The following is a 24071-nucleotide window of genomic DNA, read 5'->3' as shown; positions in this document are numbered from 1 at the left end:
GCGCCGACCCAACCGCGGGCCGGTCATGTCTCAACCGCCTCCGCCGCCGACGCCCGCCGCCGAAGGCGAGGTCTGCCGCACGGGCGGCGCCGGCGCGCCAGTCCCGATCGCGCCGGGGGTATCACTCGGCCGAGGCTTGCCCGCAGGCGTGATCGCCGCGGACGGTGTCAACTGGCCCGCTTCCGTGCGCAGTTGCGCCATCGTGGCGTCCGACACGCCGCTGGCTGCAGCGATTCGGGCGGCCCGTGTATTTCGCCCTTCGCTCAACAATAACAGAATGTAATTGTTACGGTTTAATTCGTTGTCCTGGTCCAGCTGATAGGCAGTGGTCAGTTCTATGCGCGCCTGGCCCATGCGGCCTTCGCGCAGCAGGGCATAGCCGAGATCGTTTCGCATCTGGGCATTGGTCGGTGCCGCATCGACCGCACGCTGCAGATACCGTGTACCTCGGGCGATGTCGTCATTCGCGTAGATCAGACCCAGGCCGTGATTGGCCTGTGCGTCGTAGTCAGTGTCCAGCAACTTCTTGTACAGCGCCTCGGCCGATTCACGCTCTCCCATCTTGCGCAGGATGTCGGCACGCAGCAGCCTCAGCTCATCGTCGACGCCGAACTCCTGCTCGCGTGCCTGCAGGTGTGCGAGTGCGGCATACAGTCGATCCTGCGAAATCAGCTGTCGTATCAGATCGGTATACAGCTTGGCGTTTTCGTCGGCCCCGCGTGCCTGCGCCAGCGGGGTGCCGGCCACACGAGGCGAGGCACTGCGATCGCTGGCACAGCCGGCCAGCACCAGCACGACCAGGCATAGACAGAATGCGGCGAGACGATGTTCGGTCACAGGCATCTAGAGATTTCCGAGCGTCGCCACAATCGACATGAAGGCCGGTCCGGCGATGAAGATCAGCAGCGGCGGAAAGAAACAGGTCACGAGTACGACCGTCATCTTGCCCGACATGACGTTGACCTGCTCACGCAGTGCCATCGACCGCTTTGCCTGCAGCACGTCCAACGCCTCGAGCAGCGGTTCGCGGATCTCGCCGCCGTAGCGCTCGACTTGGCGCAGGATGCCGAGCACCGTGTCCAGTTCGTCGATCGCCAGCAGCTTGCCCGTTTCCATGAGCAAAAGGTCCGCGTCGGCCCCGGCTTCGATCTGGCGCAGGAGCGGGGCCAGCTCGTCCACGAGCGCGGGCATGGTGGGCGCGCCGTCGCGCACCAGGCTCGACAACGCCTGGCGCAGGTTCAGTCCGGCCTCGAACAGCAGCACCAGCAGGTTGATGAACAGCGGCACCTCGGCGCGGATGCGTTCACGTCGCCGAGCCGCCTTGGCACGCAGATACCAGCGGGGTGCGAGCAACGCCAGAATGATGAGCACCATGAGGCCGAGCAGCGAGCGCGCCGAACCGGCGAGCAATCCGAGGCCACCGAACACCAGCAAGGCCACCAGAGCGACGAGAGTGGGCAGGAGGAACTGTCCGGCGTAGAACAACCGTCTTGCGTGGACGTCCCGCCAGCCGGCCTGCGCCAGCAGTCGACGGGTCTCGTCCGGCTTTTTCAGCAGTCGGTCGATCCGCTGGCCGCTCTCGGCCATGCCCTCCATCCACAGCTGACGATTGTCGCGCACGCGGCCTTCGTGACGCAGGCGCTCGCCCTGGTAGCGACGGCGCAGACGCGCATTCTGGGCGCCGGTCAGGATCGCCAGGAACAGCATGCCGACCGCCAGCACGCCGCTGGCCACCGCTATCGCCACGACGAGCGCAGCGAGGTTCATGTTTCAGGCTCCTGCAGGCGGGCCATCATACGCCAGATGATCGCCAGCCCGAGCGCTTCCAGCCCCAGTGCCAGCACCACGGCCAGGCGCCCACCCGAGCTCTGCAGCATGGCCGCATAGTAGGCCGGATTCTGCAGATAGAAGAACAGACTGATCGCGATCGGTATGGCGGCGACCACATAGGCTGAAAACCGGGTCTCGCCGGTCAGCGCCTTGAGCTCGCGTGCAGCAGCCTCCTGCTGACGTATCGTTTCGATGAGGCTGGCTATCACGCGACGCATGGACCCGCCGTAGCGTCGATTCACCCGTGCACTCATCGCCAGTATATGCAGCGCGCGCAGATCGTGCATTGCGGCGGCTTCGGCCAGCGTGTCCTCGATACTCGCGCCCAGCCGAACCTGGCGCGACACGCTCAGAAACACGCTGCGGATCGGCTCCGCACTCTCCATGGCCGCGCTATGTATCCCCTCCTCCAGCGTGTTGCCCGCGGTCAACGCCCGCACTAGATAGCCAAGAAAGTTGGGCAGCTGGGTGTTGATACGGCGCCGACGCGTACGCCGGCGCCGGGCGATCGAGAACCAGCCCAGCATAATGCCGATACCGACCAGCCCAAGCCCAATCAGGCCGAACACCACGATAAGCAGTAACGCCAGCGCCCCGGCAACGAGAATCACCATCGCGATACGCTGGCTGTCGACCTCCATGCCGGCCGCCCAGCAGTGTCGCGCGATCAGGCGTATCAGCGGGTTGCGCAGCCGCGTCGGGTCGCCGCGACCGACGGCCTCGCCCGGCGCGTCGGCCGTTGTGGGATCGGTATCGCCGAGACGCCGGGCCAAGCGTTCGCGTTCCGAAACGCGTCCGGACTCGGCATAGATCCAGAGCGCCACGGCGAGTATCGCGAGCGCCAGCGCGCCGTAGACCCAGGCGGTCATGTGGCAGCCCCGACCATCGTGTGCCGGTCCTGCTCCGCATCGAACACGAACACCGGCTCGAGCGACAACGACGCCTGCTCGACGTCACCGATCCGCTGCACCGACATCACTCGGCGCTGCCCCGAAGCCAGCCGTGCGACATGTATGACCACGTCGATCGCCGAGGCGACCTGATGCAGGAAACTGCGCTCATCGCCGGCAAAGCCCGCAAACCCGGCAAGCAGTTGCAGTCGGTGCACCGCATCACGCGGGCTGTTGGCATGCAGCGTGGTCATCGACCCGTCATGCCCGGTATTCATGGCCTGGAGCATGTCCAGCACTTCGTCACCGCGCACTTCACCCACGATGATTCGGTCCGGACGCATGCGCAGCGCGTTGCGTACCAGATCGCGCGCCGATACGGCGCGTTCGCCTTCGAGGTTGGGCGGGCGCGTCTCCAGGCGTACGACATGGCCGTGATGGAGCCGTAGCTCGGCGGCGTCTTCGATGGTCAGGATGCGCTCACCGGGGGCGATCCACTGGCTGATCATGTTCAAGAACGTGGTCTTGCCCGAACCGGTCCCGCCGACGACGATGATGTTGTCGCGCGCGGCCACCCGGGCACGCAGAAAATCCAGCACCGGTTGCGATACCGCCCCACTGGCGACCAGTTCGTCTTCGGTCAGCGCCTGCTTGCGGAAACGTCGAATCGAAAGACACGGCCCGTCGAGGGCCAGCGGCGGGATAATGGCATTGACACGGCTGCCGTCGGGCAGACGGGCATCGACCATCGGCGTGGATTCGTCCAGGCGCCGGCCCAGGGGCGCGAGAATGCGCTGGGCGACGCGCAGGATATGCGTATCGCTGGAAAAACGAACCGCTTCACTGACCAGCTTGCCGTTGCGCTCGGTATAGACGCTGCGGGGGCCATTGACCACGATATCGTCCACATCGTCCTGTTCGATCAGCTGCTGCAGTGGTCCGAACCCGACCAGTTCGTCGAGCGTGTCGTCGGCCAGCAGATGGGTTTCGGCCTGGTTGATCGGCACCCGGTTTTCGTTCACATACGCCCGCACCTGGCCACGAATGAATTCGGCCGCCTTGGCATCCGACCACTGGCTGATCTGGATGCCCCGATCCTCCAGCAGGCGGATCAGATGCAGATGCAGCTGGCTCTTGAGCTGCTGGTAGCGATCGGTGAGCCGGAAGTTGGTATCGGTCATGAGCGCCCTCGCCGCTCAACCCCGACATGAGCCGCCGTCAAGACGAGGGCAGCGGTGTATGCCACAGGTTTCATCCGCGTCGGCGCCGGCCGAACAGCCCGCCCAGCGAAAAACCGTGGCCGCTACGCGGCGGCGCCAGCCCGACCAGCGCTGCGGTCAGCGCCTGTACGCCGCGGGAGAACGCATCGTTCGGGGCGGATTCGAACATGGACTCACCGCTGTTCATCGCCTTGAGCCGCTGGGTGGTGCGACCCGCCAGAGTGGCCGCCAGAGGCAGACCGAGCAGCTCGGCCAGCTGCTCGGGTGCCATGCCGATGTCCGAGCGATAGTTGTTGATCACCAGCTGCAGGTGATCGAGTACATCCGACTCGGCGTGCAGCTGGGCAAGCAGCGCCTTGCTCTGCCGGCTGGCCAGTACCGACTGATCGGACAACAGCAGCGCATGATCGGCGCGTCCGATCACCGTGGCCAGGGGTGCCACGCCCAGCCCGCGATCGGCATCGACCACGACATAGTCGAAGAGCCCACGCAGCACTTCGAGCAGTCGGTCCAGTTCGCCCAGCCCTTCGGCCAGCTGGTGGTCGGCCAGCGCCTCCGGCAGCCCGAGCAGATAGACGCCGTTGTCGAGCTTCTGAAACGCGCTCTCGATAAGTGTCTCGTCGCAACGTTCCACGTCGCCCAGAATATCGATGGCCGTATAATTCTGACCGCCGTCGAACAGGATCGCGGCATTGCCCCCCGGCCGGCTCAGATCGAGCAGCAGCACCCGCTGCCCCGGCTTTCGCTCGGCCTGCAGGACGAAGGCGATGTGCCCGGCGACAAATGCCAGCTGGGCAGCGTTGGCGGCGCTGACCACGGATACGACCCGCCCATGACCACGGACCGGCTCGGCCGGTATCGCCGTCTGCCGGCTGCGTGCCAGCACCCGCTCGATCAGATCAGCGACACGGTCGTCATCACGCCCGACGACCAGAAAATCCTCGGCGCCGGCGCGCATGGCCGACAGCACTGCGTCGCTACTGTCATGGCCACTGACGACCACAACGGGCAGGCGCGGATACGCGGAAACCAGCGCCTCGACGAGCGCGATATGTTCAGCCCGATCCGCGAGATCGAGCTCGACGAACACCAGCGAGACATCGGGCGTGGCCTGCACTTCGGCCACCACCGCGTCTGGCTGGCGCGCATCGGCCGGCAGAACAATCAGCGCATCGTCAAGGCAGGCTCGCAGCCACGCCTGGCTGTGGGCCGTGCCGGCGAACATCAGTGCCTGGGTGGTCACAGCCGGCACTCTCAGCGCGAGAAGCCGGTCTGGCCGGCAGGCGGTTCGAATTCACCCGTTTCCTTGAAGAACAGCTCGGCGCTGCCCGGGTCATAGCGATCGTATTCCTCCCCGGGCATGGGCACGCGCGTACCGCGCGCCAGCGGGGACACCAGATGCGGCGTGACTACCATGATCAGCTCGCGGTTCTGACGGTTGTAGCGGGTGTTGCGGAAAAAGGCGCCGATGAACGGCAGATCGCCGAGCCACGGCACCTTGTCCACGTTGGCGGCGAGGTTCTGGTCGACCAGACCGCTCAGAATGAAGCTTTCGCCGTCGCCCAGCTCCACGGTGGTATCGGTACGACGCACCCGGATGCCGGGCACCGTGATGCCTTGCAGCGTCACACCGGAGTCGAAGTCCAGTTCGGAGACTTCCGGGGCGACCTTCAGCACAATCCGGTCCTGCTCGAGCACCGTCGGGGTCAGCGACAACCGGATGCCGAATTCCTTGAACTCGATCGTCACCGCGTTGTTGCCGACGCCCGAACCGCCGCCCTGCGTGACCGGAATCGGGAATTCGCCGCCGGCCAGAAACGACGCCGTCTGGCCACTCATCGCCACGAGCGACGGCTCGGCCAGCGTACGCATCAGCCCGCGCCGCTCAAGGATGCTCAAAAGGCCCGCAGCGTCCTTGTTGCTATCGGTGAACACGAGATTGAACGCATCGCCGATCGGCTGAAAGCCGGTACTGGAGAGCAGGTTCAGGTCGTTGCCGATTCCGCCGATCCCCGCCGAGGCGCCGGGCGGCGATACCCCTACCGCCGATTCGCCGGCTGCGTTGCTGATGAAGTTGAACCCGATCTGGCGAAGCGCACTGCGGCTGACTTCGGCGATCCGGATATCGGTCTGCACCTGGGTGCGCAGATGACTGCGCTTGTCGGCGCGCAATACGTCGGGCAGATCATCCGCACCGACGACGATGGGAATGCGCGTGGGCCGTGTCTCCCCGCGTGTCCACAGGATCAGGCTGGTATCGCCGCGCTTGATGCCGGTCAGCATGACCTCGCGCGTGTCGATCACATTGACGTTGGCTTTCTCCGGGTCGCCGATGGCCACCCGCTCGATCACGCCGGGCGAACGCACCAGCTTCTGCTGGCCTTCGCCCACACGCACCGACTCTGCGCTGGTCACCGTGCCGCGCGTTGATTGCGCAAAGCCGCTACCGGCCCAGGCCAGCATCAGCCAGGCGGCCATGACCGCCACGTATCGTTTACCCCTCATGCCATTTCCCTTGCCGGCTGCAGCGCCCCGCCACGCCTGCCATCAAATCAATAAGGTCGACTGATCCGGCTCGACTTCGCCCCCTCGAACAACTCGATCGTCGCCGTTCGCGGTTGCACCGAACGGCGCCTGGGCGCCGGCGCCCGGGCCGGCGTCTTCTGTTGGTTCTCGATACGGGCCAACTCGGAGAGCGTGACGACCTGCGGCTCGAGCTGGTCGTCACCGTTACCACCGTCGCCCGAGCTTTCATTGTCGACCGGCACCCGAACGCTGGCAGGCGCGATCGCTTCCGGCATCGCAGGCCGTTCACCACGTGCGACCAAGCTGTCCATATCATCGCCCTCATTTACGTGCCGCTCGGTTCCTCGCAGCGCCAGACGCAGCTCGCCGAGGCTCGCGCCGAGCATCACCCGCGTGGTTTCGGCCTGCGGCACGGCCAGTACGGCGGTGCGTTCGCGACGGCCGCGTTCCCCGCCCTGGTCGTTCGATGCATCCTCGGTGATGAGCTGTTCCTGATAGGCCAGTACACGCGCCTTTCTGAGCAGAATTCGCGCTTGGCTGTCGGCGACCTGTTCGCCCGAGGAGCGCAGGTACACCAGCACATCGACGAAGTCACCGGGCTGTACGAAGCCACCCACGGCAATGACGTCGGAAATCGACAGCGACATGGCCTGGGTTCCCGGCGGAATCGCCCCGGCCAGCGTGCTGCCACCGCCGAACGCCGTCTCGGTCACCGGGGCGCCCGTGGCCACGCCGCGTATCGGGGTACGTCCGATCACAGCCGCCGGATCGGTGAAGAATTGCGGCGGCTCGACCGAAATCGGCACCAGCGCCACGTCCTCGGCAGTCACCTTGCGATAGGCCGACAATGGCCGGATCGCCACCACGGCCAGCGTCTGCTCCGCCGCAGGCATCGGCTCGTTGGCCGAGGTATCGGGCGAATCCGCCAGACGCCCATTCATGTAATAGGCCAGCACGCCGAACACCGCAGCCACGACAAGCAGCAGTAATGCGAACGTGCGCAGTGCCGAGGAACTCATGAGGCGGCCATGTCTTGTGCTGCCGTCACCAGCAGAACAGGTTGACCTTCGATGGGTCGGTTGATCATCGTCAAATCACTGCACAGGCGACCGCACGGATCGTGGTCGGCAACGGTGGAATACGAAAGCTGCCCAGGTCGAGCTGAGGCAACACCTGATTGTCTGTATCGGCCGCGGGGAGCGTTACCTCAACCCCGAACTCGTTTGAATTCGCGCAGTTGGCGGACTCCGTAACGGTGATCGCGGTGCGGACCGACGCCGGCAGCCAATCGACCGACGCACGCGCGACGTCCTGTGCCCGTTTCAACAGCAACGACCGGCTGTAGTTGGCCCGCAGCGGATCGACCGCGACCGCCTCCTGAACAGCGTTCCGCGCAGCCTCCTCCAACGCAGATCGGAGCACGAACGCATAGCCGTAGTAGACGATTCCGACCGCGATCGCCAGTAACAGCGGCAGGACGAGCGCGAATTCGATCAGCGCCGCGCCACGCTGGCGACCGTTGCGATCAACTTCCCGGCGCATCGCCCGCCGGCCCGCTTACGAATGCTTGGCCACTCGCCCGAACGAACTCCGGCATGCCCACCCGACCGAGATTCGGGAAACCCGGCCACAAGGATTGAAATCGCGGAGCCAGGGCAATTCCTACGATGCGACGCCCGGAATCCGCCGGATCGCCAGCCACGCAGAACGCCGACTCTGCACGCGTCGCATCGGGCAACCCGCTTTCGTCGCAATCAACCACCTCGAGCGCGAACCTGTCGGCGCTAACCCCCGGAAAATAACGAAGCGCCAAGGCAACGCGCCGTTCCGCCAGACCCTGGGCCGTCGATGCAAAGTCCGATGCCTCCGGATCCACGACAACGGCCACGTCCGCTCCGCGCTGGGCCGCGAAGTTCACCGCTTGTTGGGTTGCAAAGGCGATGCCGTAGCCGAGCGTAGCCAGAACAAGTAGCAACAACAGCGGCAGAACCAACGCGAACTCAATTAAAGTCGCGCCAGCCTCGCGCGATGAAAGCTTACGAGCAGGTGCCACCGATACAGTCTTGCGCATCGGTGAAAACGCCTTGGATGGCGCTTACTAAACCCGCTTGGCTAGCGGCGAAGACTGCGACTGCTATCACGGCGACGATCAACACATATTCGATTAACGTGGCGCCTCGCTCTTTGGAACCGAACTGGCTGAAATTGATCCAGTACAGCAAAAATTCGCAAATTCTCATCACTCCGCTCCCTAGTTAGTTCGCTCAGAGATATCGTCAGTATGCTGTTATCACGGACGTGCTCTGTTCATGTTGCGTTATCGGCCCGATCCCCGACGGGTTAAGGGCTTTCGGCAACAAGATCTTTAGTTATGGGTCCACGCAACTCCACCAACTTGAGGACGTGCAGAGCCTCCCGTCAGTGCCGTGTCAGGCTCACCGACAAAGCCCTAATGAGTGCGACGCTGACTTGATTGGCGCGATGGCAAAACTTAGGCCCAAAGGGGTCATCAGATTCGATACCGTTGTTCTCACGAAAGAGATTCTTGAGCCGCTGACATCTGCAGCAAGCTCTCGGCGGTTACAATAGCCTGATGCGTACTTATGCTATCGGCGATATTCACGGCGCCGAGAAACCGCTCGTCCGATTGCTGAAACGCCTGGAAGCGAACACGTCCGACGTACGGTTCTGGTTCGTGGGGGACCTCGTCAACAGAGGACCCGCGTCTGCCGACGTTCTACGCCGTGTGCGGAGCCTGGGAAACCAGGCGACCGTAGTGCTGGGCAACCATGATCTCAGCCTGCTGGCCTTGGCCCAGCGGCCGGACGCGTTGGACAAGGCGAACGGTTCGCTCAAAGCCCTCCTGTGCGCCCCGGATCGCGACGAACTATTGGACTGGCTTCGTCACCGGCCCCTGATACATCGCGACGAATCATTGGGATGGACAATGGTTCATGCCGGCATCCCAGCCGAGTGGGATATGCAGGACGCCGTCCGACACGCCCATGAGCTCGAGGCTGCCTTGCGGGGGTCGGAACATCGCGAGTTCCTGGCCCAGTTGTTTGGAAACACCCCGGAACGCTGGCACCCTTCACTCTCGGGTATCGAGCGCTTGCGCTACATCGCCAATGCCCTGACTCGACAACGGTTCGTTCAGCCGGACGGCGGGCTCGACATGGCCTATAAGAAAACGCTCGCCGCAGCGCCGGCTCAATTGACGCCCTGGTTCGCAGCCCGCCCGCGGGCAACCGCCGGCGAGCGTATCGTATTCGGACACTGGTCTGCGCTGGAACACGTGGCCTGGCCCGAGCATCATGTCTGGGGCATCGATACCGGCGCGGCCTGGGGCGGCACGTTAACGGCCCTCCGACTCGATGGCGCGAACCCCGAGCTTGTTCAGGTCGACGCCTGAGCCGAGCAACCGCCCTTGCGCAGAACACCTGCCATGCGGGCCGCGCTCCCGGCACCGGTGGCGGCCCGCGAACTAGGCCATACGGAGGCCGGGCAAAAAAAAGCCGGCGCTAGGCCGGCTTTTCTCGACAAACTATCCGGACGATCCATTACGCGTCCTGAGTCGCCGCCTCGTCTTCGTCGGCATCGTCGACCATCGGCCGATCGACCAGCTCGACATACGCCATGGGCGCGTTGTCGCCCGGCCGGTAGCCGCACTTGAGAATCCGCAGATAACCGCCCGGACGCTGCGCATACCGCTGGCCCAGCTCGCCGAACAGCTTGCCCACGGCCTGCTTGTCGCGCAGCCGTGCGAACGCCAGGCGACGGTTGGCCACGCTGTCGGTCTTGGCCAGCGTGATCAACGGCTCGGCGACACGGCGCAATTCCTTGGCCTTGGGCAGGGTCGTGCGAATAAGCTCGTGCTTGAACAGCGACGAGGACATGTTCTTCATCATGGCGGCGCGGTGCGACGACTCACGCCCCAGATTGGTACCGCTCTTGCGATGACGCATTGCTTACTTCCTTGATCTAGTGCTGCGAGACAGGCTAGGCCTTCTCGAGTTCGGCCGGCGGCCAGTTCTCGACTGCCATACCCAGTTTGAGGCCGTGCTCGGCGAGCACTTCGCTGATCTCGGTCAACGATTTCTTGCCGAGGTTGGGCGTACGCATCAGCTCGGTCTCCGTGCGCTGGACCAGATCCCCGACGTAGTGAATATCCTCGGCCTTGAGACAATTGGTCGAACGAACCGTCAGTTCGAGGTCTTCGATCGGCTTGAGCAGCGCCGGGTTGACCTTGCCGGTCTCGCCCTTGCGGCTGGATTCCTCCTGAGCCTCGAGGTCCACAAAGACCGACAGCTGATCGTACAACGTCGCTGCGGCCGTACGGACGGCGTCCTCGGGCTCGACGCTACCGTTGGTCTCGATATCCAGCACCAGCTTATCGAGGTCGGTGCGCTGCTCGACACGTGCGCGCTCAACCGCATAGCTCACCCGACGAATCGGGCTGAACGACGCGTCCAGACGAAGCGCACCGATCTCGCTGGCACCAGTATCTTCTTCGCCGGGCTCAGACTTGCTCTGAGCCGGCTCGTAGCCACGTCCGCGGCGGACCTTCATGCTCATCCGCAGCTCGCCGCTGGTCAGATGCGCGATCACCAGATCAGGGTTCACGATCTCGACGTCGTGCTCGGTCGTGATATCGGCGGCGGTGACCGGACCTTCACCCTTCTTGTGAAGATGCAATTCGGCCTCGTCGCGAGCGTGCATCCGCACCGCGACGTTCTTCAGGTTCAGCAGCACGTCGATGACGTCTTCCTGCATACCTTCGACCGTGGTGTACTCATGAAGCACACCGTCGATCTTTACTTCCGTGATGGCTGCGCCGGGAATCGACGACAGCAGAATACGCCGGATCGCGTTGCCGAGCGTATGGCCGTATCCGCGCTCGAGCGGCTCGAGCGCGATCTTGGCGCGGCGATCGCTCGCGCGCTCCACCTCGACCAGGCGCGGTTTCAGCAATTCACTGGACTGCATAATGCAAATACCTCTTGCTGTCTAGGACAGCGCCAATTACTTCGAGTAAAGCTCGACGACCAGGTTCTCGTTGATATCAGGCAGCACCTGATCGCGATCGGGCACGGATTTGAACGTACCCTTGAGGCCTTTTTCGTCCACCTCGACCCAATCGCTCAGACCGAGCTGCGAGGCGACCTGCAAGGACTCGAGTATCCGCGGCTGGTGCTTGGCCTTGTTGCGGATGGCGACCACGTCGCCCGCCTTGACCTGATAGGACGGAATGTTCACCGGATACTCGTTGACCGCAACCGCTTTGTGGTTGACCAGCTGACGCGCTTCGGCGCGCGTCGAGGCGAAGCCCATGCGGTAAACGACGTTGTCGAGCCGGGATTCCAGCTGCTGCAGCAGCAGCACGCCGGTTGCGCCTTTCTGCGAGGCGGCCTTCTTGTAGTAGTTCCGGAACTGCCGTTCCAGCACGCCGTACATGTGCCGCAGCTTCTGCTTCTCGCGGAGCTGGAGTGCGTAGTCCGACAGTCGCTGCCGACGCTGCGTACCTTGCGCACCCGGCGGCGTATCAATCTTGCACTTGCCTTCCAGCGAGCGGCCGCGGCCCTTGAGCAGCAGGTCAGTCCCCGCGCGGCGCGACAGCTTGCATTTCGGTCCCGTATATTTCGCCATGTTCTTTACCTGTTCGCTTGGCTACGCCGTGTCGACTAGACGCGGCGCTTCTTGGGCGGCCGGCAGCCGTTGTGCGGAATCGGCGTCACGTCGATGATGCTCGTGACCTTGAAGCCCGAACCATTGAGCGAGCGCACGGCTGCCTCACGACCGGGGCCGGGCCCCTTGACCCGCACTTCCAGGTTCTTCACACCCCACTGAGCGGCGCCTTCACCGGCGCGCTCTGCGGCGACCTGGGCAGCAAACGGCGTGCTCTTCCGCGAGCCCTTGAAACCGCAGCTACCGGACGTGCACCACGCCAACACGTTGCCTTGACGATCGGATATGGTGATGATCGTGTTGTTGAACGTCGCATACACGAAGGCGATGCCGTCCGTGACGTTACGACGCGCGCGCGCCTTGCGCGTGCGGGTGGAGGAAGAGGTCCCTGTCGCCATAAAGCGTTACCTATTGACTCTCGATCGAGAAGAAGACTAGCGGCGAATGGGCCGACGCGGGCCCTTGCGCGTGCGCGAATTGGTCTTGGTGCGCTGCCCGCGGACAGGCAACCCACGACGATGACGCAGACCGCGGTAGCAACCGAGATCCATCAGGCGCTTGATGTTCATCGACACCTCACGCCGCAAATCGCCTTCGATCGTGTACTGCTGCACGGCGGAGCGCAGCGCCTCGACTTCACCTTCGGTGAGATCCTTGATCTTGGTGTCGGTCGCAACATCGGCGGCGCTGCAGATTTCACGCGCCCGCGTGAACCCGACGCCGTAGAGCGACGTCAACGCCACGACCGCATGCTTGTTGATCGGGAGGTTGACTCCAGCGATTCGTGCCATTCGTTTGTTCTCCCAGCTATCGGGCGGGCGCAGGGCTCAGGCTAGCTCGCCGAGTTCGCCCTACGCCGGAAAAGCCGCCCAATATAGCCTTTCTGTTCAGTGTTTACAACAGTTGCTGTCTGAAACCCAGATCAACCCTGGCGCTGCTTGTGCCGCGGGTCGGTCGCGCAGATGACCATCACCGCACCATTGCGCCGGATCACCTTGCAGTTGCGGCAGATTTTCTTAACCGAAGCTCTAACTTTCATGTCCTACCTCTGACATCCACTTGGCTGCCCGCGGCAACCAGTTTGGCTATGTATCTGTTTGAAACCGCGTCGTTCCGAGTGTTAGCGGAGCATGCCGGCGCGGCCCTGCGATTTCAGATTGTTCTTCTTCATCAGGCCTTCGTACTGATGCGACATCAGGTGTGCCTGCAACTGAGCCATGAAATCCATCACGACCACCACGATGATCAGCAGTGACGTGCCACCGAAATAGAAGGGGACGTTGTATTGCAGGATCAGAAGCTCAGGCAACAGGCAGACCGCGGTGACATACACCGCGCCTGCCACGGTCAATCGTGTCAGCACCGTGTCGATATAGTTCGCGGTCTGAATCCCGGGGCGAACACCCGGAATGAAGGCGCCGGACTTCTTGAGGTTGTCGGCGGTCTCTCGTGAATCGAACACCAAAGCGGTATAGAAGAAGCAGAAGAACACGATCATGACCGAATAGAACAGCACGTAAAGCGGCTGCCCTGGGGCGATCGCGTTCGAGACCCAGTTCGCCACAGTGCCGCCCTCGCCCAGGAAACGGACGATGGTTGCCGGGAACAGGATGATGCTCGACGCGAAGATCGGCGGAATCACGCCCGCCATGTTCAACTTCAGCGGCAAATGCTGAGTCTGCGCGGCATACATCCGTCGCCCACGCTGACGTTGGGCATGATGGACCGGAATCCGTCGCTGCCCGCGTTCGACGAACACGACAAAGGCCAGCACCGCCATTGCCCCTACGAACAGGGCGATGACGAAGAACACGCTCAACTCGCCGGTCCGTACAAGATCCAGTGTGCCGCCGATTGCTGACGGAAGACCAGCAACGATAGCCGCGAAGATGATCATCGAGATGCCGTTGCCGACGCCGCGCTCGGTGATCTGCTCGCCCAGCCACATGAGAAACATCGCACCTGTGGTCAGGCAGACCGCGGTGGTGAAAATGAAACTCAGTTCACTGGTACCCGATTGCGCAATCCCTTGATTCCACAGCGCCACACCGGTGCCGATCGACTGGAAGCCGGCCAGCAGTACCGTGCCATAGCGCGTGTACTGGGTAATCTTGCGCCGGCCAGCCTCACCTTCCTTCTTGAGATCCTTGAGCGACGGAATCGTCGCCGTCATCAACTGCATGATGATCGACGCCGAAATGTACGGCATCACGCCGAGCGCGAAGATCGACAGACGCTTGAGCGCCCCGCCTGTGAACATTACGCCGACATCGAGAATGGTCCCGGACTGCTGCTCGAACAGCCGTGCCAGCTGTGCGGGATCGATCCCCGGCACCGGAATGAAGGTGCCGATACGAAACACGATCAAGGCGCCCACCAGGAACAGCAGGCGCTGACGGATTTCCGTAAGGCTCCCGGCGTTGGGCATGTTGCCCGCGCCGGCCGCTGCGTTGTTGGGCCGCTTTGCCATGTTATTCGGAAACGCTGCCGCCGGCGCCTTCGATCGCCTTAACTGCGCCGGCGCTGGCCGCCACGCCCTTGAGCGTTACCGCAGAAGAAATCTCGCCCGAGGCGATGACCTTCGCACGGCGCGCATCACGCGGCACCAGGCCTGCTTTTTTCAGCGCAGCCAGATCGACTTCGCCCTCGAGTTTGCTCAGGCTGTCCAGCCGCACTTCGGCGGTGGCATCCACGGGGCTGCGAAAGCCGCGCTTGGGCACACGCCGCTGGAGGGGCATCTGGCCGCCTTCGAAGCCCATTTTCGTGTAACCGCCCGAACGCGATTTCTGGCCCTTGTGGCCACGCCCGGCAGTCTTGCCGAGGCCGGAGCCGGGGCCGCGACCCACGCGCTTGCCGACCGGGCGGGAGCCCTCGGCAGGATGAAGATCGTTGAGTTTCATTTCACGACTCCTCGATCGCGAGCATGTCAACGACCTTGTTGATCATGCCGCGGTTTTCCGGCGTATCCATCACACTGACCGTATGATGCATCCGACGCAGACCCAGGCCGCGAATACAGGCGCGGTGACGCGCCACACGGCCGGTGGGACTTTTGATGAGAGTAACCTTGATCTGCTTGCTGGCCATCACACGCCCCTGTTAAGCGGTAATTTCTTCGACGGACTTGCCGCGCTTGGCCGCGATGAACTCCGGATCGTGCATGTTGCGCAGACCGTTGATGGTCGCACGCACGATATTGATCGGATTCCGCGAGCCATAGCTCTTGGCGAGCACGTTGCCCACCCCGGCCACTTCGAACACGGCGCGCATGCCGCCACCGGCGATCACACCCGTACCCTCGGAGGCCGGGCGGATGATGACCTTGGTCGCGCCGTGCCAACCGACGATCGCATGCTGGACAGTCGATCCGTCCTTGAGCTGCACGCGGATCATGCTCTTGCGCGCGGCTTCCATAGCCTTGGAAATAGCCAGTGGCACTTCGCGGGCCTTGCCATAGCCAAAGCCGACGCGCCCTTCGCCGTCGCCCACCACGGTCAGCGCGGTGAAACCGAACTGTCGGCCGCCCTTGACCACCTTGGCCACGCGATTGACGGTGATCAGTTTCTCGAGCAGATCGCCTTCGGTGCGTTGTTCGTTACGTGTTGCCATTTCAATAATCCCGTTAGAACTGCAGGCCGCTTTCGCGGGCTGCGTCGGCCAGCGCCTTCACGCGACCGTGATAGGCGAACCCGGCACGATCAAAGGCCACCTTCTCCACGCCGGCCGCCTTGGCTCGCTCGGCGATCGCGCGACCGACAGCCCGTGCCGCATCGCAATTGCCGGTCTGCCCCAGGTCCTCGCGCAGCGACTTCTCGACCGTCGACGCACACACGAGCGTGCGTGATCCATCCGGCGCCGAAATCTGGGCATAAATATGCTGCGGCGTGCGGTGTACCGACAGGCGGTGTGCGCCCAGGGTCCGCATGTGCATGCGCGCCCGGCGGGCACGGCGCAGTCGCGAAATCGTCTTCTTGTGCATGGCGTATTAATTCAATCCGTTATGGCTGTTGCCGGCCGTTGATGACCCGACGCGCTTATTTCTTCTTCGCGTCCTTGCGGACAACGCGCTCGTCCGAATACCGAATGCCTTTGCCCTTGTAGGGTTCCGGCGGGCGGTAGTTGCGGATCTCCGCGGCCGCCTGGCCGACGACCTGCTTGTCAGCGCCGGTCAGCACGATCTCGGTGTTGCTCGGCGTAGCAACGCTCACACCCGCTGGCATCTTGTAAGCCACCGGGTGCGACAGGCCCAGCGAGAGGTTGAGCGTATCGCCCGAGGCCTGCGCGCGATAACCGACGCCCACAAGCTCGAGTTTGCGCTCGAACCCTTCGTTGACGCCCTTGACCATGTTCGCGACGACCGCTCGCACGGTGCCGGCCATGGCCATATTCAGTTTACGACCGGTCGGCTTGGCGCGTGCTTCACCGTCGGCCACTTCGAGGTCCACGCCATCAGGCAGCCGGAACGACAACTCGCCGTTCTTGCCTTTGACGCGGACATCGCGTGCCGAGACATTGCACTCCACACCGCTGGGCAGCGCCACTGGGGCTTTCGCTACTCTGGACATATTCGAATTCCTGTGCGTTGCTCAGCGCGTCTACGACACGAAGCAGAGAACTTCACCGCCATGGCCGGCTTCACGCGCGGCCCGGTCGGTCATCACACCCTGCGATGTCGACACGATCGAGATACCCAGTCCGCCAACGACGTCGGGGATCTCGCCCTTGCTGCGATAGACGCGCAGCCCCGGCTTGGACACACGCTCGATGTGCTCGATCACGCCGTGGCCCTGAAAATACTTCAGACGGACGCGCAACTGCGCCTTGCCGTCTTCTTCGACACGTTCGAAGCCGGAAATATAGCCTTCATCCTCAAGCACCTTGGCAATCGCCATCTTGAGCTTGGAGGCCGGCATTTCGACGCTTTCCTTATCTGCCGACTGCCCGTTACGAATACGGGTCAACATGTCGGCAATTGGGTCAGTCATACTCATGCGTACCGATACCTTTGCTGTGGCTTACCAGGAGGACATGACGAGGCCGGGCACTTCGCCGCGCATCGCTGCTTCACGCAGCTTGTTGCGCGACAACCCGAACTTGCGATACACGCCACGCGGCCGACCAGTGGCCAGGCAGCGACGCGTCACACGCGTAGGGCTTGCGTCCCGCGGCAACGCCTGAAGCTCCTGCGAAGCGGCGAACCGCTCTTCCGGCGTAGCTTCCGGGTCGTTGATACGAGCCTTGATCGCTTCGCGCTTGGCAGCGTACTTCGCCACCGTCTTCATGCGCTTGCGATCGCGGGCGATCATGCTTTTCTTTGCCATAGTTGTCTCCGGGCCGGTGCTATTTGCGAAACGGGAAGTTGAACCCGTCCAGCAGCGCCCGTCCCTCTTCGTCGTTACGTGCGCTCGTCGAGATGACGATATCCATGCCGCGCAGCGTATCCACGCGGTCGTAGTCGATTTCCGGGAACACGATCTGCTCGCGCACCCCGAGGCTGTAATTGCCGCGACCATCAAACGCCCGCGGATTCAGCCCGCGGAAATCGCGGATACGCGGGAGCGACACGTTGACCAGCCGATCGAGAAATTCGTACATCTGCGTCCGACGCAGCGTTACCTTGCAGCCGATCGGCCAGCCTTCGCGGATCTTGAAGCCAGCGATCGACTTGCGCGCCCGCGTCATCACCGGCTTCTGACCGGCGATCTTGGCCATGTCGCCCATCGCGGATTCGATGACCTTGCGATCCGAGACCGCTTCGCCCACGCCCATGTTGAGCGTGATCTTGACGATGCGCGGGGCCGCCATCGGGCTGCTGTAGCCGAACTTCTCGACCAGCTGCGGCACGATCTGTTCGGCATACACCGCTTTCAGACGGGGCGCAGGAATCTGTTCTGCATTGTCCATGACTGTCTGCCTACGCGTCGACGACTTCGCCGGACGATTTGAAGATGCGCACCTTGCGGCGCTCGGCACCCTCGCCCAGGAATTTGAAACCGACCCGCTCACCCTTCTTGGTGTCGGGGTTGTAAAGCATCACGTTCGACACGTGCAACGGCATCTCTTTTTCTTCGATGCCGCCCTGGATCCCGGCGTTCGGGTCGGGTTTGACGTGCTTCTTCGCGAGATTGATGCCTTCGACGATGATCTTGTCGCCCAGAATACGGGTGACGGTACCGCGGCGACCGCGATCCTTGCCCGACGTCACGACGACTTCGTCACCGGTGCGAATACGTTTGGAGCTCATAGCACCTCCGGCGCAAGCGAGATGATCCGCATGAATTTCTCGCGCAGCTCACGAGTGACCGGCCCGAAGATACGGGTGCCGACCGGCTCGTTGTTCTGGTTCAGCAACACGGCGGCGTTCGTGTCGAAACGGATCAGGGACCCGTCCGCACGGCGCACGCCATGGCGCGTACGAACGACAACAGCGTTCATGACGTCGCCCTTCTTGACGCGACCCCGCGGTATGGCGTCCTTGACGCTGACCTTGATGATGTCGCCGACACGCGCGTAACGGCGATGCGACCCGCCCAGTACCTTGATGCACTGGACACGGCGGGCACCGCTGTTATCGGCTGCGTTGAGTACCGATTCTGTCTGGATCATGGCTAGTGTTTATCCTGCGGTGTCGAATTCGCCGGCCTTTTCGACCACGCGATGCAACGACCAGGCCTTGCTGCGCGACACCGGACGACCTTCGGCGATTTCGACGAAATCCCCGACCTGACACGTGTTGTCCGGATCGTGCGCCTTCAGCTTGGTGCTGCGACGAATGTACTTGCCGTACAGCGGATGCTGCGTACGACGCTCGATCAGCACGACGATGGTCTTATCCATCGCATTGCTGACCACCTTGCCGGCCAGCAGACGCTGGTTGCGCTCGGTCGCCGTGTTATTGATTTCGCTGGTTTCGCTCATGGCTCAACTGTTCCTATTTGGCCGCATCGCGGAGTACGGTCTTGATCCGCGCGATATCGCGACGGATCGCCCCGAACTGGTGCGTCTGCGTCAGCTGACCGGTGGCCTGCTGCATGCGCAGGTTGAACTGCTCACGACGCAGCGCCAGCAGCTCCTTGTTCAATTCTTCCGGCGATTTCTCGCGCAATTCCTTCGCTTTCATGGCCGCCTCTACAGAATCTTGCGTTCGACAAAGGCCGTCTTCACCGGCAGCTTCGAAGCCGCCAGGCGAAATGCCTCCTGTGCGATCTCGCGGCTCACGCCTTCCATCTCGTACAGCATGGAACCCGGCTGAACCTTGGCCACCCAGTATTCGACGTTGCCCTTGCCCTTACCCATACGAACCTCGATAGGCTTCTTGGTAACCGGCTTGTCGGGAAACACGCGGATCCAGGTTTTCCCGCCACGCTTGATATGGCGTGTCATGGCCCGACGAGCCGCCTCGATCTGACGCGCGGTCAGGCGTCCGCGTTCAACGGCCTTCAGGCCGTACTCGCCGAAGCTGACTTCATTGCCGCGCTGGGCCAGACCGCGGTTGCGGCCTTTCTGGACCTTGCGGAATTTCGTACGTTTGGGTTGCAACATCTCAGCTTACCCCGCAGCCGCGCCGGACTCGGCCGGCTTTTCGTCAATCTTGGGCTCGGTGTCGAACACTTCGCCTTTGAAGATCCAGACCTTGACGCCGATGATCCCGTAGGTCGTCTTCGCCTCGGCCAGACCGTAGTCGATATCGGCACGCAGCGTATGCAGCGGCACGCGTCCGTCGCGGTACCACTCCGAGCGAGCGATTTCCGCGCCGTTGAGACGTCCCGCGACGTTGACACGGATACCGCCTGCGCCCAGGCGCATGGCGTTCCCCACCGCGCGCTTCATCGCGCGCCGGAACATGATGCGGCGCTCGAGCTGCTGCGCAATGTTCTGGGCCACGAGCAGCGCGTCCAGCTCAGGCCGACGAATCTCTTCGACCGACAGATGAACGGGCACACCCATGCGGGCCGAGACTTCGGCGCGCAGCTTGTCGATGTCCTCGCCCTTCTTGCCGATCACGATGCCCGGACGCGCCGTATGAATCGTGATACGAGCCGAGCGCGCGGGGCGGTCGATCTGAATACGGCTGACCGATGCGTGCGACAACTTCTCGCGAATGAAATCGCGGATCTCGAGATCCGTGTTCAACGCGTCGCGATAGCCGGCGCTCTCGGCGTACCAGCGCGAGCTCCACTCTGTGGTGATGCCCAGCCGGAACCCGATCGGATGTACTTTGTGACCCATATCTTATGTCCGATTACTTGTCCGCGACACGAATCGTCAGATGACTCGTACGCTTGAAAATCCGGTCCGCGCGGCCACGAGCACGCGGCTTCATCCGCTTCATCGTCGGCCCTTCATCGATCATGATGACCGACACCTTGAGCTCGTCGATGTCCGCGCCTTCGTTGTGCTCGGCGTTGGCAACCGCAGACTCCAGAAGCTTGCGCACGATATGCGCCGCCTTCTTGGTCGAGAACTGCAGCGTCTCAAGTGCGCGCTCAACCGGCATGCCGCGAACTTCGTCAGCGACGAGCCGCGCCTTCTGAGGCGAAATGCGCGCGAAACGCAGTTTGGCGAAAGATTCCATAATTCGTGTCCTCGCCTTATCCCTTGCGGTCGCCCAGATGACCTTTGAAGGTCCGCGTCGGCGAGAACTCGCCGAGCTTGTGGCCAACCATGTTTTCCGACACGAACACCGGCACATGCTGACGTCCGTTGTGCACGGAGATCGTCAAGCCGATCATGTCGGGCGTGACCATGGACCGACGCGACCAGGTCTTGATCGGCCGCTTGGTGCTGCTGCCCGAGGCCTGCTCAACCTTCTTGGCAAGATGCAGGTCCACAAACGGGCCTTTTTTAATAGAACGTGGCATAGCTATTCCTGTGCCTGTTGTGAACTCGGCTTACCGCTTCTTACGCTTGCTGCTGCGACGAACGATCATGCCGTCGGTACGCTTGTTCGATCGCGTCTTGAAGCCCTTGGTCTTCCAACCCCACGGGCTCGTCGGATGGCGGCCACCGCTGGTACGACCCTCACCACCACCGTGCGGATGATCGACCGGGTTCATGGCCACACCACGCACCGTCGGACGACGACCGCGCCAGCGTTTCGCACCAGCCTTGCCGAGTTGACGAAGACTGTGCTCGTAGTTGCCGACTTCGCCGACCGTTGCGCGACAGTTGACGTGCACACGGCGGGTTTCGCCCGACTTCAAGCGAATCACGGCGTACTCACCGGTACGGGCGGCCAGCTGAACCGCCGCCCCGGCGCTGCGCGCCATCTGCGCACCCTTGCCGGGGCGCATTTCGACGCAATGGACGGTCGTCCCGACCGGAATGCTGGCCAGCGGCAGCGCATTTCCCGGGCGGATCGGCGACTGCGGGCCGGACATGATCGCGGCACCCTCGTCAACGCCGCGCGGCGCAATGATGTAGCGGCGCTCGCCATCGGCGTACAGCAGCAAGGCGATGTTCGCACTACGATTGGGATCGTATTCCAGCCGCTCGACCTTGGCCGGCACCCCATCCTTGTCGCGCTTGAAGTCGACCAGGCGGTAATGTTGACGATGGCCACCGCCGCGATGACGCACGGTGATGCGACCGTTGTTGTTGCGACCACCCTGTTTGCTCTTCTTCACTACCAGCGAAGATTCGGGCTTGCCGTTATGCAGCGCACTGTTCTTCACGCTGACAACGAACCGGCGTCCCGCGGATGTCGGCTTGGCTTTCTTGAGGGCCATAATGCTTACCTGTCCTTAGCGCTTATTGCGTGGCGCCGTCGAGGAAATCGATTTCCTCGCCGTCGGCCAACGTCACATAAGCCTTCTTCCAGCCGGCGCGAACACCGGGGCGACCGCGAAACCGCTTTTGCTTGGGCTTCACATTGCTTGTCGTCACACCCTCGACCTTGACGTCGAACAGCGCAGCGACTGCCGCGGCAATCTCCGGCTTGCTCGCGCTGCGAGCCACCTCGAAGACCACCTGGTTATTCGCATCTCCGACCACACTCGCCTTCTCGGAGATGTGCGGAGCACGAAGAATCTGAAAGATACGTTCCTGATTCATGCCAGACGCTCCTCGATCGTGCGCAGGGCTTCCTCGGTAATGATGACCTTGTCCGCGCCGACCAGAACCACCGGGTCCAGTCCACTGACGGTCACAACATCCAGCCCCACCACATTGTTGGCGGAATAGCCGATCTTGTCGTCGACCTCATTGACCACCAGCAGCCCTCGCGGCTCGATATCCTGATCCGCCAGCACCTTGAGCAGACCCTTCGTGCTGCGCGCTTCCAGCGCAAGCGACTCGATGACGCTCAGCCGCTCCTGACGCACCAGCTCCGACAGAATCGAGCGCATGCCGGCGCGATACATCTTGCGATTGACCTTCTGGGAATGATCCCGCGGTACCGCCGCGAAGGTCACGCCACCGCCAGCCCAGATCGGGCTGCGAATCGTACCGGCGCGAGCACGACCGGTACCCTTCTGCCGCCACGGCTTCTTGCCGCCGCCCCGAACCGCGGCGCGGTTCTTCTGGCCCTTGGTGCCTGCACGACCACCGGCCAGATAGGCCGTGACGATCTGATGCACCAGCGTTTCGTTGAACGGGCGTGCAAAGATCTCGTCCGAGACGGAGACCGACTTGCCACCTGTTGCTAGATTGAGTTCCATGACTTATGCCTGTCTGACTGCCGCGCTAGCCGGCTTTCTTGACCGCGGGCGCGATGATTACGTCGCCACCCTTGGCACCCGGAATACCACCCTGAATCAGGATGAGGTTCCGCTCGGCGTCGACACGAACGACGCGCAGGTTTTGCACGGTCGTGCGCACGTTACCCAGCTGGCCCGACATCTTCTTGCCCTTGAACACATGGCCCGGCGATTGGTTCTGACCAATCGAGCCCGGCGCACGGTGCGCCTTCGAGTTGCCGTGCGTCATGCGCTGCGAGCGAAAGTTGTGACGCTTGATCACGCCGCCGTAGCCCTTGCCGATCGAACGGCCAACCACGTCGACGATCTGCCCTTCCGAGAACAGGCTGACGGTCAGCTCGCCACCAACCTCGATCTCGACCTGCTCGGCCTCGGCGGGCTGCTCGTCGTCACCGGTCGGCTGCGGAGCGGCGCCGGGAATGGTCGGCCATTCCCCGTCGACCCGGAACTCCCACAGCCCGCGACCGGCTTCTACGCCCGCCTTCTTGAAATGGCCGGCACGCGCCTGTGTGACACGGCTCGCGCGACGCTCACCCGTGGTGACCTGAACGGCACGATAGCCGTCTGTATCCACGTCTTTCTTCTGTACAACGCGATTCGGCTCGACTTCGACGACCGTAACGGGCACGGATACGCCATTTTCGTCGAACACGCGAGACATGCCGCGCTTGCGACCCACCAATCCAATAGCCATGTTTGAAATACCTTCTCGCTTATCGCCACTCGCTAGAGGGGGCGACAGTTCAAGTTTGGTTATATCCAGTGAACGAAGCCCGCGTGGCAGCGGGCTTCGTTCTCCAGGGGCGCGGACTATAACAGACCGAGCCCGCTTTGTCTCGTCTTACTGCAATTTAATTTGGACGTCCACGCCCGCAGCCAGATCGAGCTTCATGAGCGCGTCGACGGTCTTCTCCGTCGGCTCCACGATATCCATCATCCGCTTGTGCGTACGGATCTCGTACTGATCCCGTGCGTCCTTATTGACGTGCGGTGAAATCAGGATCGTGTACCGCTCCTTGCGCGTCGGCAGGGGAATCGGCCCGTGAACCTGGGCCCCCGTGCGCTTGGCGGTCTCGACGATCTCGCGGGCGGACTTGTCGATCAAACGGTGATCGAACGCCTTGAGTCGGATACGAATATTCTGACTAGCTGCCATGATGATCTAACTGCCTCAGGCGGTGATCTTGGTAACGACGCCGGCACCGACGGTGCGGCCGCCTTCA

At 62.8% G+C, this 24071-nt stretch carries 39 protein-coding genes; 1 reads left to right on the top strand and 38 read right to left on the bottom strand.

From position 1 onward, the window contains the following. Nucleotides 1-30: 30 nt before the first annotated feature. The 10 genes from T31B1_RS11570 to T31B1_RS11525 all read right to left on the bottom strand — a co-directional run bounded on the left by T31B1_RS11570 (nt 31) and on the right by T31B1_RS11525 (nt 8706). Nucleotides 31-843: a tetratricopeptide repeat protein gene (locus tag T31B1_RS11570; RefSeq protein WP_353249660.1), complete on the bottom strand. Its 813-nt coding sequence runs from the start codon at nt 841-843 to the stop codon at nt 31-33. Further along, nucleotides 844-1767 (bottom strand): type II secretion system F family protein, encoded by a 924-nt coding sequence (locus tag T31B1_RS11565; protein ID WP_353249659.1) that lies wholly within the window; start codon nt 1765-1767, stop codon nt 844-846. It lies immediately after the preceding gene. Further along, entirely contained in the window at nt 1764-2699 is a 936-nt protein-coding gene (locus tag T31B1_RS11560; RefSeq protein ID WP_353249658.1) for a type II secretion system F family protein, read from the bottom strand. The genes T31B1_RS11565 and T31B1_RS11560 overlap by 4 nt, the downstream gene beginning before the upstream one ends. Further along, the gene (locus tag T31B1_RS11555) at nt 2696-3901 is read right to left on the bottom strand and encodes a TadA family conjugal transfer-associated ATPase (protein WP_353249657.1); all 1206 of its coding nucleotides are present in this window, start codon (nt 3899-3901) and stop codon (nt 2696-2698) included. The genes T31B1_RS11560 and T31B1_RS11555 overlap by 4 nt, the downstream gene beginning before the upstream one ends. A 70-nt stretch (nt 3902-3971) precedes the next feature. Beyond that, complete coding sequence (locus T31B1_RS11550; protein ID WP_353249656.1) at nt 3972-5183, bottom strand: CpaE/TadZ family protein; 1212 nt, start codon at nt 5181-5183, stop codon at nt 3972-3974. Between the two features lie 11 nt (nt 5184-5194). Next, on the bottom strand, nt 5195-6445 hold the full coding sequence (locus T31B1_RS11545) for a type II and III secretion system protein family protein (protein ID WP_353249655.1): 1251 nt from the start codon (nt 6443-6445) through the stop codon (nt 5195-5197). Between the two features lie 47 nt (nt 6446-6492). Then, entirely contained in the window at nt 6493-7485 is a 993-nt protein-coding gene (gene cpaB / locus T31B1_RS11540; protein WP_353249654.1) for a Flp pilus assembly protein CpaB, read from the bottom strand. 70 nt (nt 7486-7555) lie between these two features. Then, nucleotides 7556-8008, bottom strand: coding sequence for a TadE/TadG family type IV pilus assembly protein (locus tag T31B1_RS11535; protein WP_353249653.1), 453 nt, complete (start codon nt 8006-8008; stop codon nt 7556-7558). Further along, entirely contained in the window at nt 7992-8537 is a 546-nt protein-coding gene (locus T31B1_RS11530; protein ID WP_353249652.1) for a TadE/TadG family type IV pilus assembly protein, read from the bottom strand. The genes T31B1_RS11535 and T31B1_RS11530 overlap by 17 nt, the downstream gene beginning before the upstream one ends. Continuing rightward, complete coding sequence (locus T31B1_RS11525; protein ID WP_353249651.1) at nt 8503-8706, bottom strand: Flp family type IVb pilin; 204 nt, start codon at nt 8704-8706, stop codon at nt 8503-8505. Before T31B1_RS11525 ends, T31B1_RS11530 begins: the two co-directional genes overlap by 35 nt. A gap of 353 nt (nt 8707-9059) precedes the next feature. Between T31B1_RS11525 and T31B1_RS11520 the strand changes: the two genes are divergently transcribed. Next, complete coding sequence (locus tag T31B1_RS11520) at nt 9060-9878, top strand: symmetrical bis(5'-nucleosyl)-tetraphosphatase (RefSeq protein WP_353249650.1); 819 nt, start codon at nt 9060-9062, stop codon at nt 9876-9878. Nucleotides 9879-10026: 148 nt separating this feature from the next. Here T31B1_RS11520 and rplQ read toward each other — a convergent pair whose 3' ends face one another. The 28 genes from rplQ to rpsJ all read right to left on the bottom strand — a co-directional run bounded on the left by rplQ (nt 10027) and on the right by rpsJ (nt 24004). Further along, nucleotides 10027-10431 carry a 50S ribosomal protein L17 gene (rplQ, locus tag T31B1_RS11515; RefSeq protein WP_353249649.1) on the bottom strand — a complete coding sequence of 135 codons (405 nt, stop codon included), beginning with the start codon at nt 10429-10431 and terminating at the stop codon, nt 10027-10029. A gap of 34 nt (nt 10432-10465) precedes the next feature. Then, nucleotides 10466-11452, bottom strand: coding sequence for a DNA-directed RNA polymerase subunit alpha (locus T31B1_RS11510; protein ID WP_353249648.1), 987 nt, complete (start codon nt 11450-11452; stop codon nt 10466-10468). 36 nt (nt 11453-11488) lie between these two features. Next, nucleotides 11489-12112 carry a 30S ribosomal protein S4 gene (gene rpsD, locus T31B1_RS11505; protein ID WP_353249647.1) on the bottom strand — a complete coding sequence of 208 codons (624 nt, stop codon included), beginning with the start codon at nt 12110-12112 and terminating at the stop codon, nt 11489-11491. 35 nt (nt 12113-12147) lie between these two features. Further along, nucleotides 12148-12549, bottom strand: coding sequence for a 30S ribosomal protein S11 (gene rpsK, locus T31B1_RS11500; RefSeq protein ID WP_353249646.1), 402 nt, complete (start codon nt 12547-12549; stop codon nt 12148-12150). 36 nt (nt 12550-12585) lie between these two features. Continuing rightward, entirely contained in the window at nt 12586-12942 is a 357-nt protein-coding gene (gene rpsM, locus T31B1_RS11495) for a 30S ribosomal protein S13 (RefSeq protein ID WP_353249645.1), read from the bottom strand. Nucleotides 12943-13073: 131 nt separating this feature from the next. Then, nucleotides 13074-13190 carry a 50S ribosomal protein L36 gene (gene rpmJ, locus T31B1_RS11490; protein WP_353249644.1) on the bottom strand — a complete coding sequence of 39 codons (117 nt, stop codon included), beginning with the start codon at nt 13188-13190 and terminating at the stop codon, nt 13074-13076. Between the two features lie 81 nt (nt 13191-13271). Continuing rightward, nucleotides 13272-14621, bottom strand: coding sequence for a preprotein translocase subunit SecY (secY, locus tag T31B1_RS11485; protein WP_353249643.1), 1350 nt, complete (start codon nt 14619-14621; stop codon nt 13272-13274). A 1-nt stretch (nt 14622) separates the two neighbouring features. Further along, entirely contained in the window at nt 14623-15051 is a 429-nt protein-coding gene (rplO, locus tag T31B1_RS11480) for a 50S ribosomal protein L15 (RefSeq protein WP_353249642.1), read from the bottom strand. Nucleotide 15052: 1 nt separating this feature from the next. Continuing rightward, entirely contained in the window at nt 15053-15238 is a 186-nt protein-coding gene (rpmD, locus tag T31B1_RS11475) for a 50S ribosomal protein L30 (protein WP_353249641.1), read from the bottom strand. Nucleotides 15239-15250: 12 nt separating this feature from the next. After that, entirely contained in the window at nt 15251-15760 is a 510-nt protein-coding gene (gene rpsE / locus T31B1_RS11470) for a 30S ribosomal protein S5 (RefSeq protein ID WP_353249640.1), read from the bottom strand. A gap of 13 nt (nt 15761-15773) precedes the next feature. Next, nucleotides 15774-16130: a 50S ribosomal protein L18 gene (rplR, locus tag T31B1_RS11465; protein WP_353249639.1), complete on the bottom strand. Its 357-nt coding sequence runs from the start codon at nt 16128-16130 to the stop codon at nt 15774-15776. Nucleotides 16131-16185: 55 nt separating this feature from the next. Next, nucleotides 16186-16716: a 50S ribosomal protein L6 gene (gene rplF, locus T31B1_RS11460; protein ID WP_353249638.1), complete on the bottom strand. Its 531-nt coding sequence runs from the start codon at nt 16714-16716 to the stop codon at nt 16186-16188. Nucleotides 16717-16746: 30 nt separating this feature from the next. Beyond that, complete coding sequence (gene rpsH / locus T31B1_RS11455) at nt 16747-17142, bottom strand: 30S ribosomal protein S8 (protein WP_353249637.1); 396 nt, start codon at nt 17140-17142, stop codon at nt 16747-16749. A gap of 24 nt (nt 17143-17166) precedes the next feature. Then, on the bottom strand, nt 17167-17472 hold the full coding sequence (gene rpsN / locus T31B1_RS11450) for a 30S ribosomal protein S14 (protein ID WP_353249636.1): 306 nt from the start codon (nt 17470-17472) through the stop codon (nt 17167-17169). Between the two features lie 19 nt (nt 17473-17491). Next, on the bottom strand, nt 17492-18055 hold the full coding sequence (gene rplE / locus T31B1_RS11445) for a 50S ribosomal protein L5 (protein WP_353249635.1): 564 nt from the start codon (nt 18053-18055) through the stop codon (nt 17492-17494). A 10-nt stretch (nt 18056-18065) separates the two neighbouring features. After that, complete coding sequence (rplX, locus tag T31B1_RS11440; protein ID WP_353249634.1) at nt 18066-18395, bottom strand: 50S ribosomal protein L24; 330 nt, start codon at nt 18393-18395, stop codon at nt 18066-18068. Next, entirely contained in the window at nt 18392-18757 is a 366-nt protein-coding gene (gene rplN / locus T31B1_RS11435; RefSeq protein ID WP_353249633.1) for a 50S ribosomal protein L14, read from the bottom strand. The genes rplX and rplN overlap by 4 nt, the downstream gene beginning before the upstream one ends. A gap of 9 nt (nt 18758-18766) precedes the next feature. Next, the gene (rpsQ, locus tag T31B1_RS11430; RefSeq protein ID WP_353249632.1) at nt 18767-19069 is read right to left on the bottom strand and encodes a 30S ribosomal protein S17; all 303 of its coding nucleotides are present in this window, start codon (nt 19067-19069) and stop codon (nt 18767-18769) included. Between the two features lie 13 nt (nt 19070-19082). After that, the gene (gene rpmC, locus T31B1_RS11425; protein ID WP_353249631.1) at nt 19083-19271 is read right to left on the bottom strand and encodes a 50S ribosomal protein L29; all 189 of its coding nucleotides are present in this window, start codon (nt 19269-19271) and stop codon (nt 19083-19085) included. A gap of 8 nt (nt 19272-19279) precedes the next feature. Then, nucleotides 19280-19693: a 50S ribosomal protein L16 gene (gene rplP, locus T31B1_RS11420; RefSeq protein WP_353249630.1), complete on the bottom strand. Its 414-nt coding sequence runs from the start codon at nt 19691-19693 to the stop codon at nt 19280-19282. Between the two features lie 6 nt (nt 19694-19699). Further along, a complete protein-coding gene (gene rpsC / locus T31B1_RS11415) occupies nt 19700-20380 on the bottom strand; it encodes a 30S ribosomal protein S3 (RefSeq protein ID WP_353249629.1) in 681 nt (226 codons plus the stop codon). A gap of 13 nt (nt 20381-20393) precedes the next feature. Next, nucleotides 20394-20726, bottom strand: a complete 333-nt coding sequence (gene rplV / locus T31B1_RS11410) for a 50S ribosomal protein L22 (protein ID WP_353249628.1) — start codon at nt 20724-20726, stop codon at nt 20394-20396. A 16-nt stretch (nt 20727-20742) separates the two neighbouring features. Beyond that, nucleotides 20743-21012, bottom strand: coding sequence for a 30S ribosomal protein S19 (gene rpsS / locus T31B1_RS11405; protein ID WP_353249627.1), 270 nt, complete (start codon nt 21010-21012; stop codon nt 20743-20745). A 30-nt stretch (nt 21013-21042) separates the two neighbouring features. Next, entirely contained in the window at nt 21043-21879 is an 837-nt protein-coding gene (rplB, locus tag T31B1_RS11400) for a 50S ribosomal protein L2 (protein ID WP_353249626.1), read from the bottom strand. Nucleotides 21880-21901: 22 nt separating this feature from the next. Continuing rightward, on the bottom strand, nt 21902-22204 hold the full coding sequence (gene rplW / locus T31B1_RS11395; protein WP_353249625.1) for a 50S ribosomal protein L23: 303 nt from the start codon (nt 22202-22204) through the stop codon (nt 21902-21904). After that, a complete protein-coding gene (gene rplD, locus T31B1_RS11390; RefSeq protein WP_353249624.1) occupies nt 22201-22809 on the bottom strand; it encodes a 50S ribosomal protein L4 in 609 nt (202 codons plus the stop codon). Before rplD ends, rplW begins: the two co-directional genes overlap by 4 nt. Nucleotides 22810-22834: 25 nt before the next feature. Then, on the bottom strand, nt 22835-23542 hold the full coding sequence (gene rplC, locus T31B1_RS11385; RefSeq protein ID WP_353249623.1) for a 50S ribosomal protein L3: 708 nt from the start codon (nt 23540-23542) through the stop codon (nt 22835-22837). Between the two features lie 147 nt (nt 23543-23689). Continuing rightward, nucleotides 23690-24004 carry a 30S ribosomal protein S10 gene (gene rpsJ / locus T31B1_RS11380; protein WP_006913628.1) on the bottom strand — a complete coding sequence of 105 codons (315 nt, stop codon included), beginning with the start codon at nt 24002-24004 and terminating at the stop codon, nt 23690-23692. Nucleotides 24005-24071 lie beyond the last annotated feature (67 nt).

The organism is Salinisphaera sp. T31B1 (assembly GCF_040361275.1).
Taxonomy (GTDB): Bacteria; Pseudomonadota; Gammaproteobacteria; order Nevskiales; family Salinisphaeraceae; genus Salinisphaera.
This window is presented reverse-complemented; position numbering and strand designations above follow the sequence as displayed.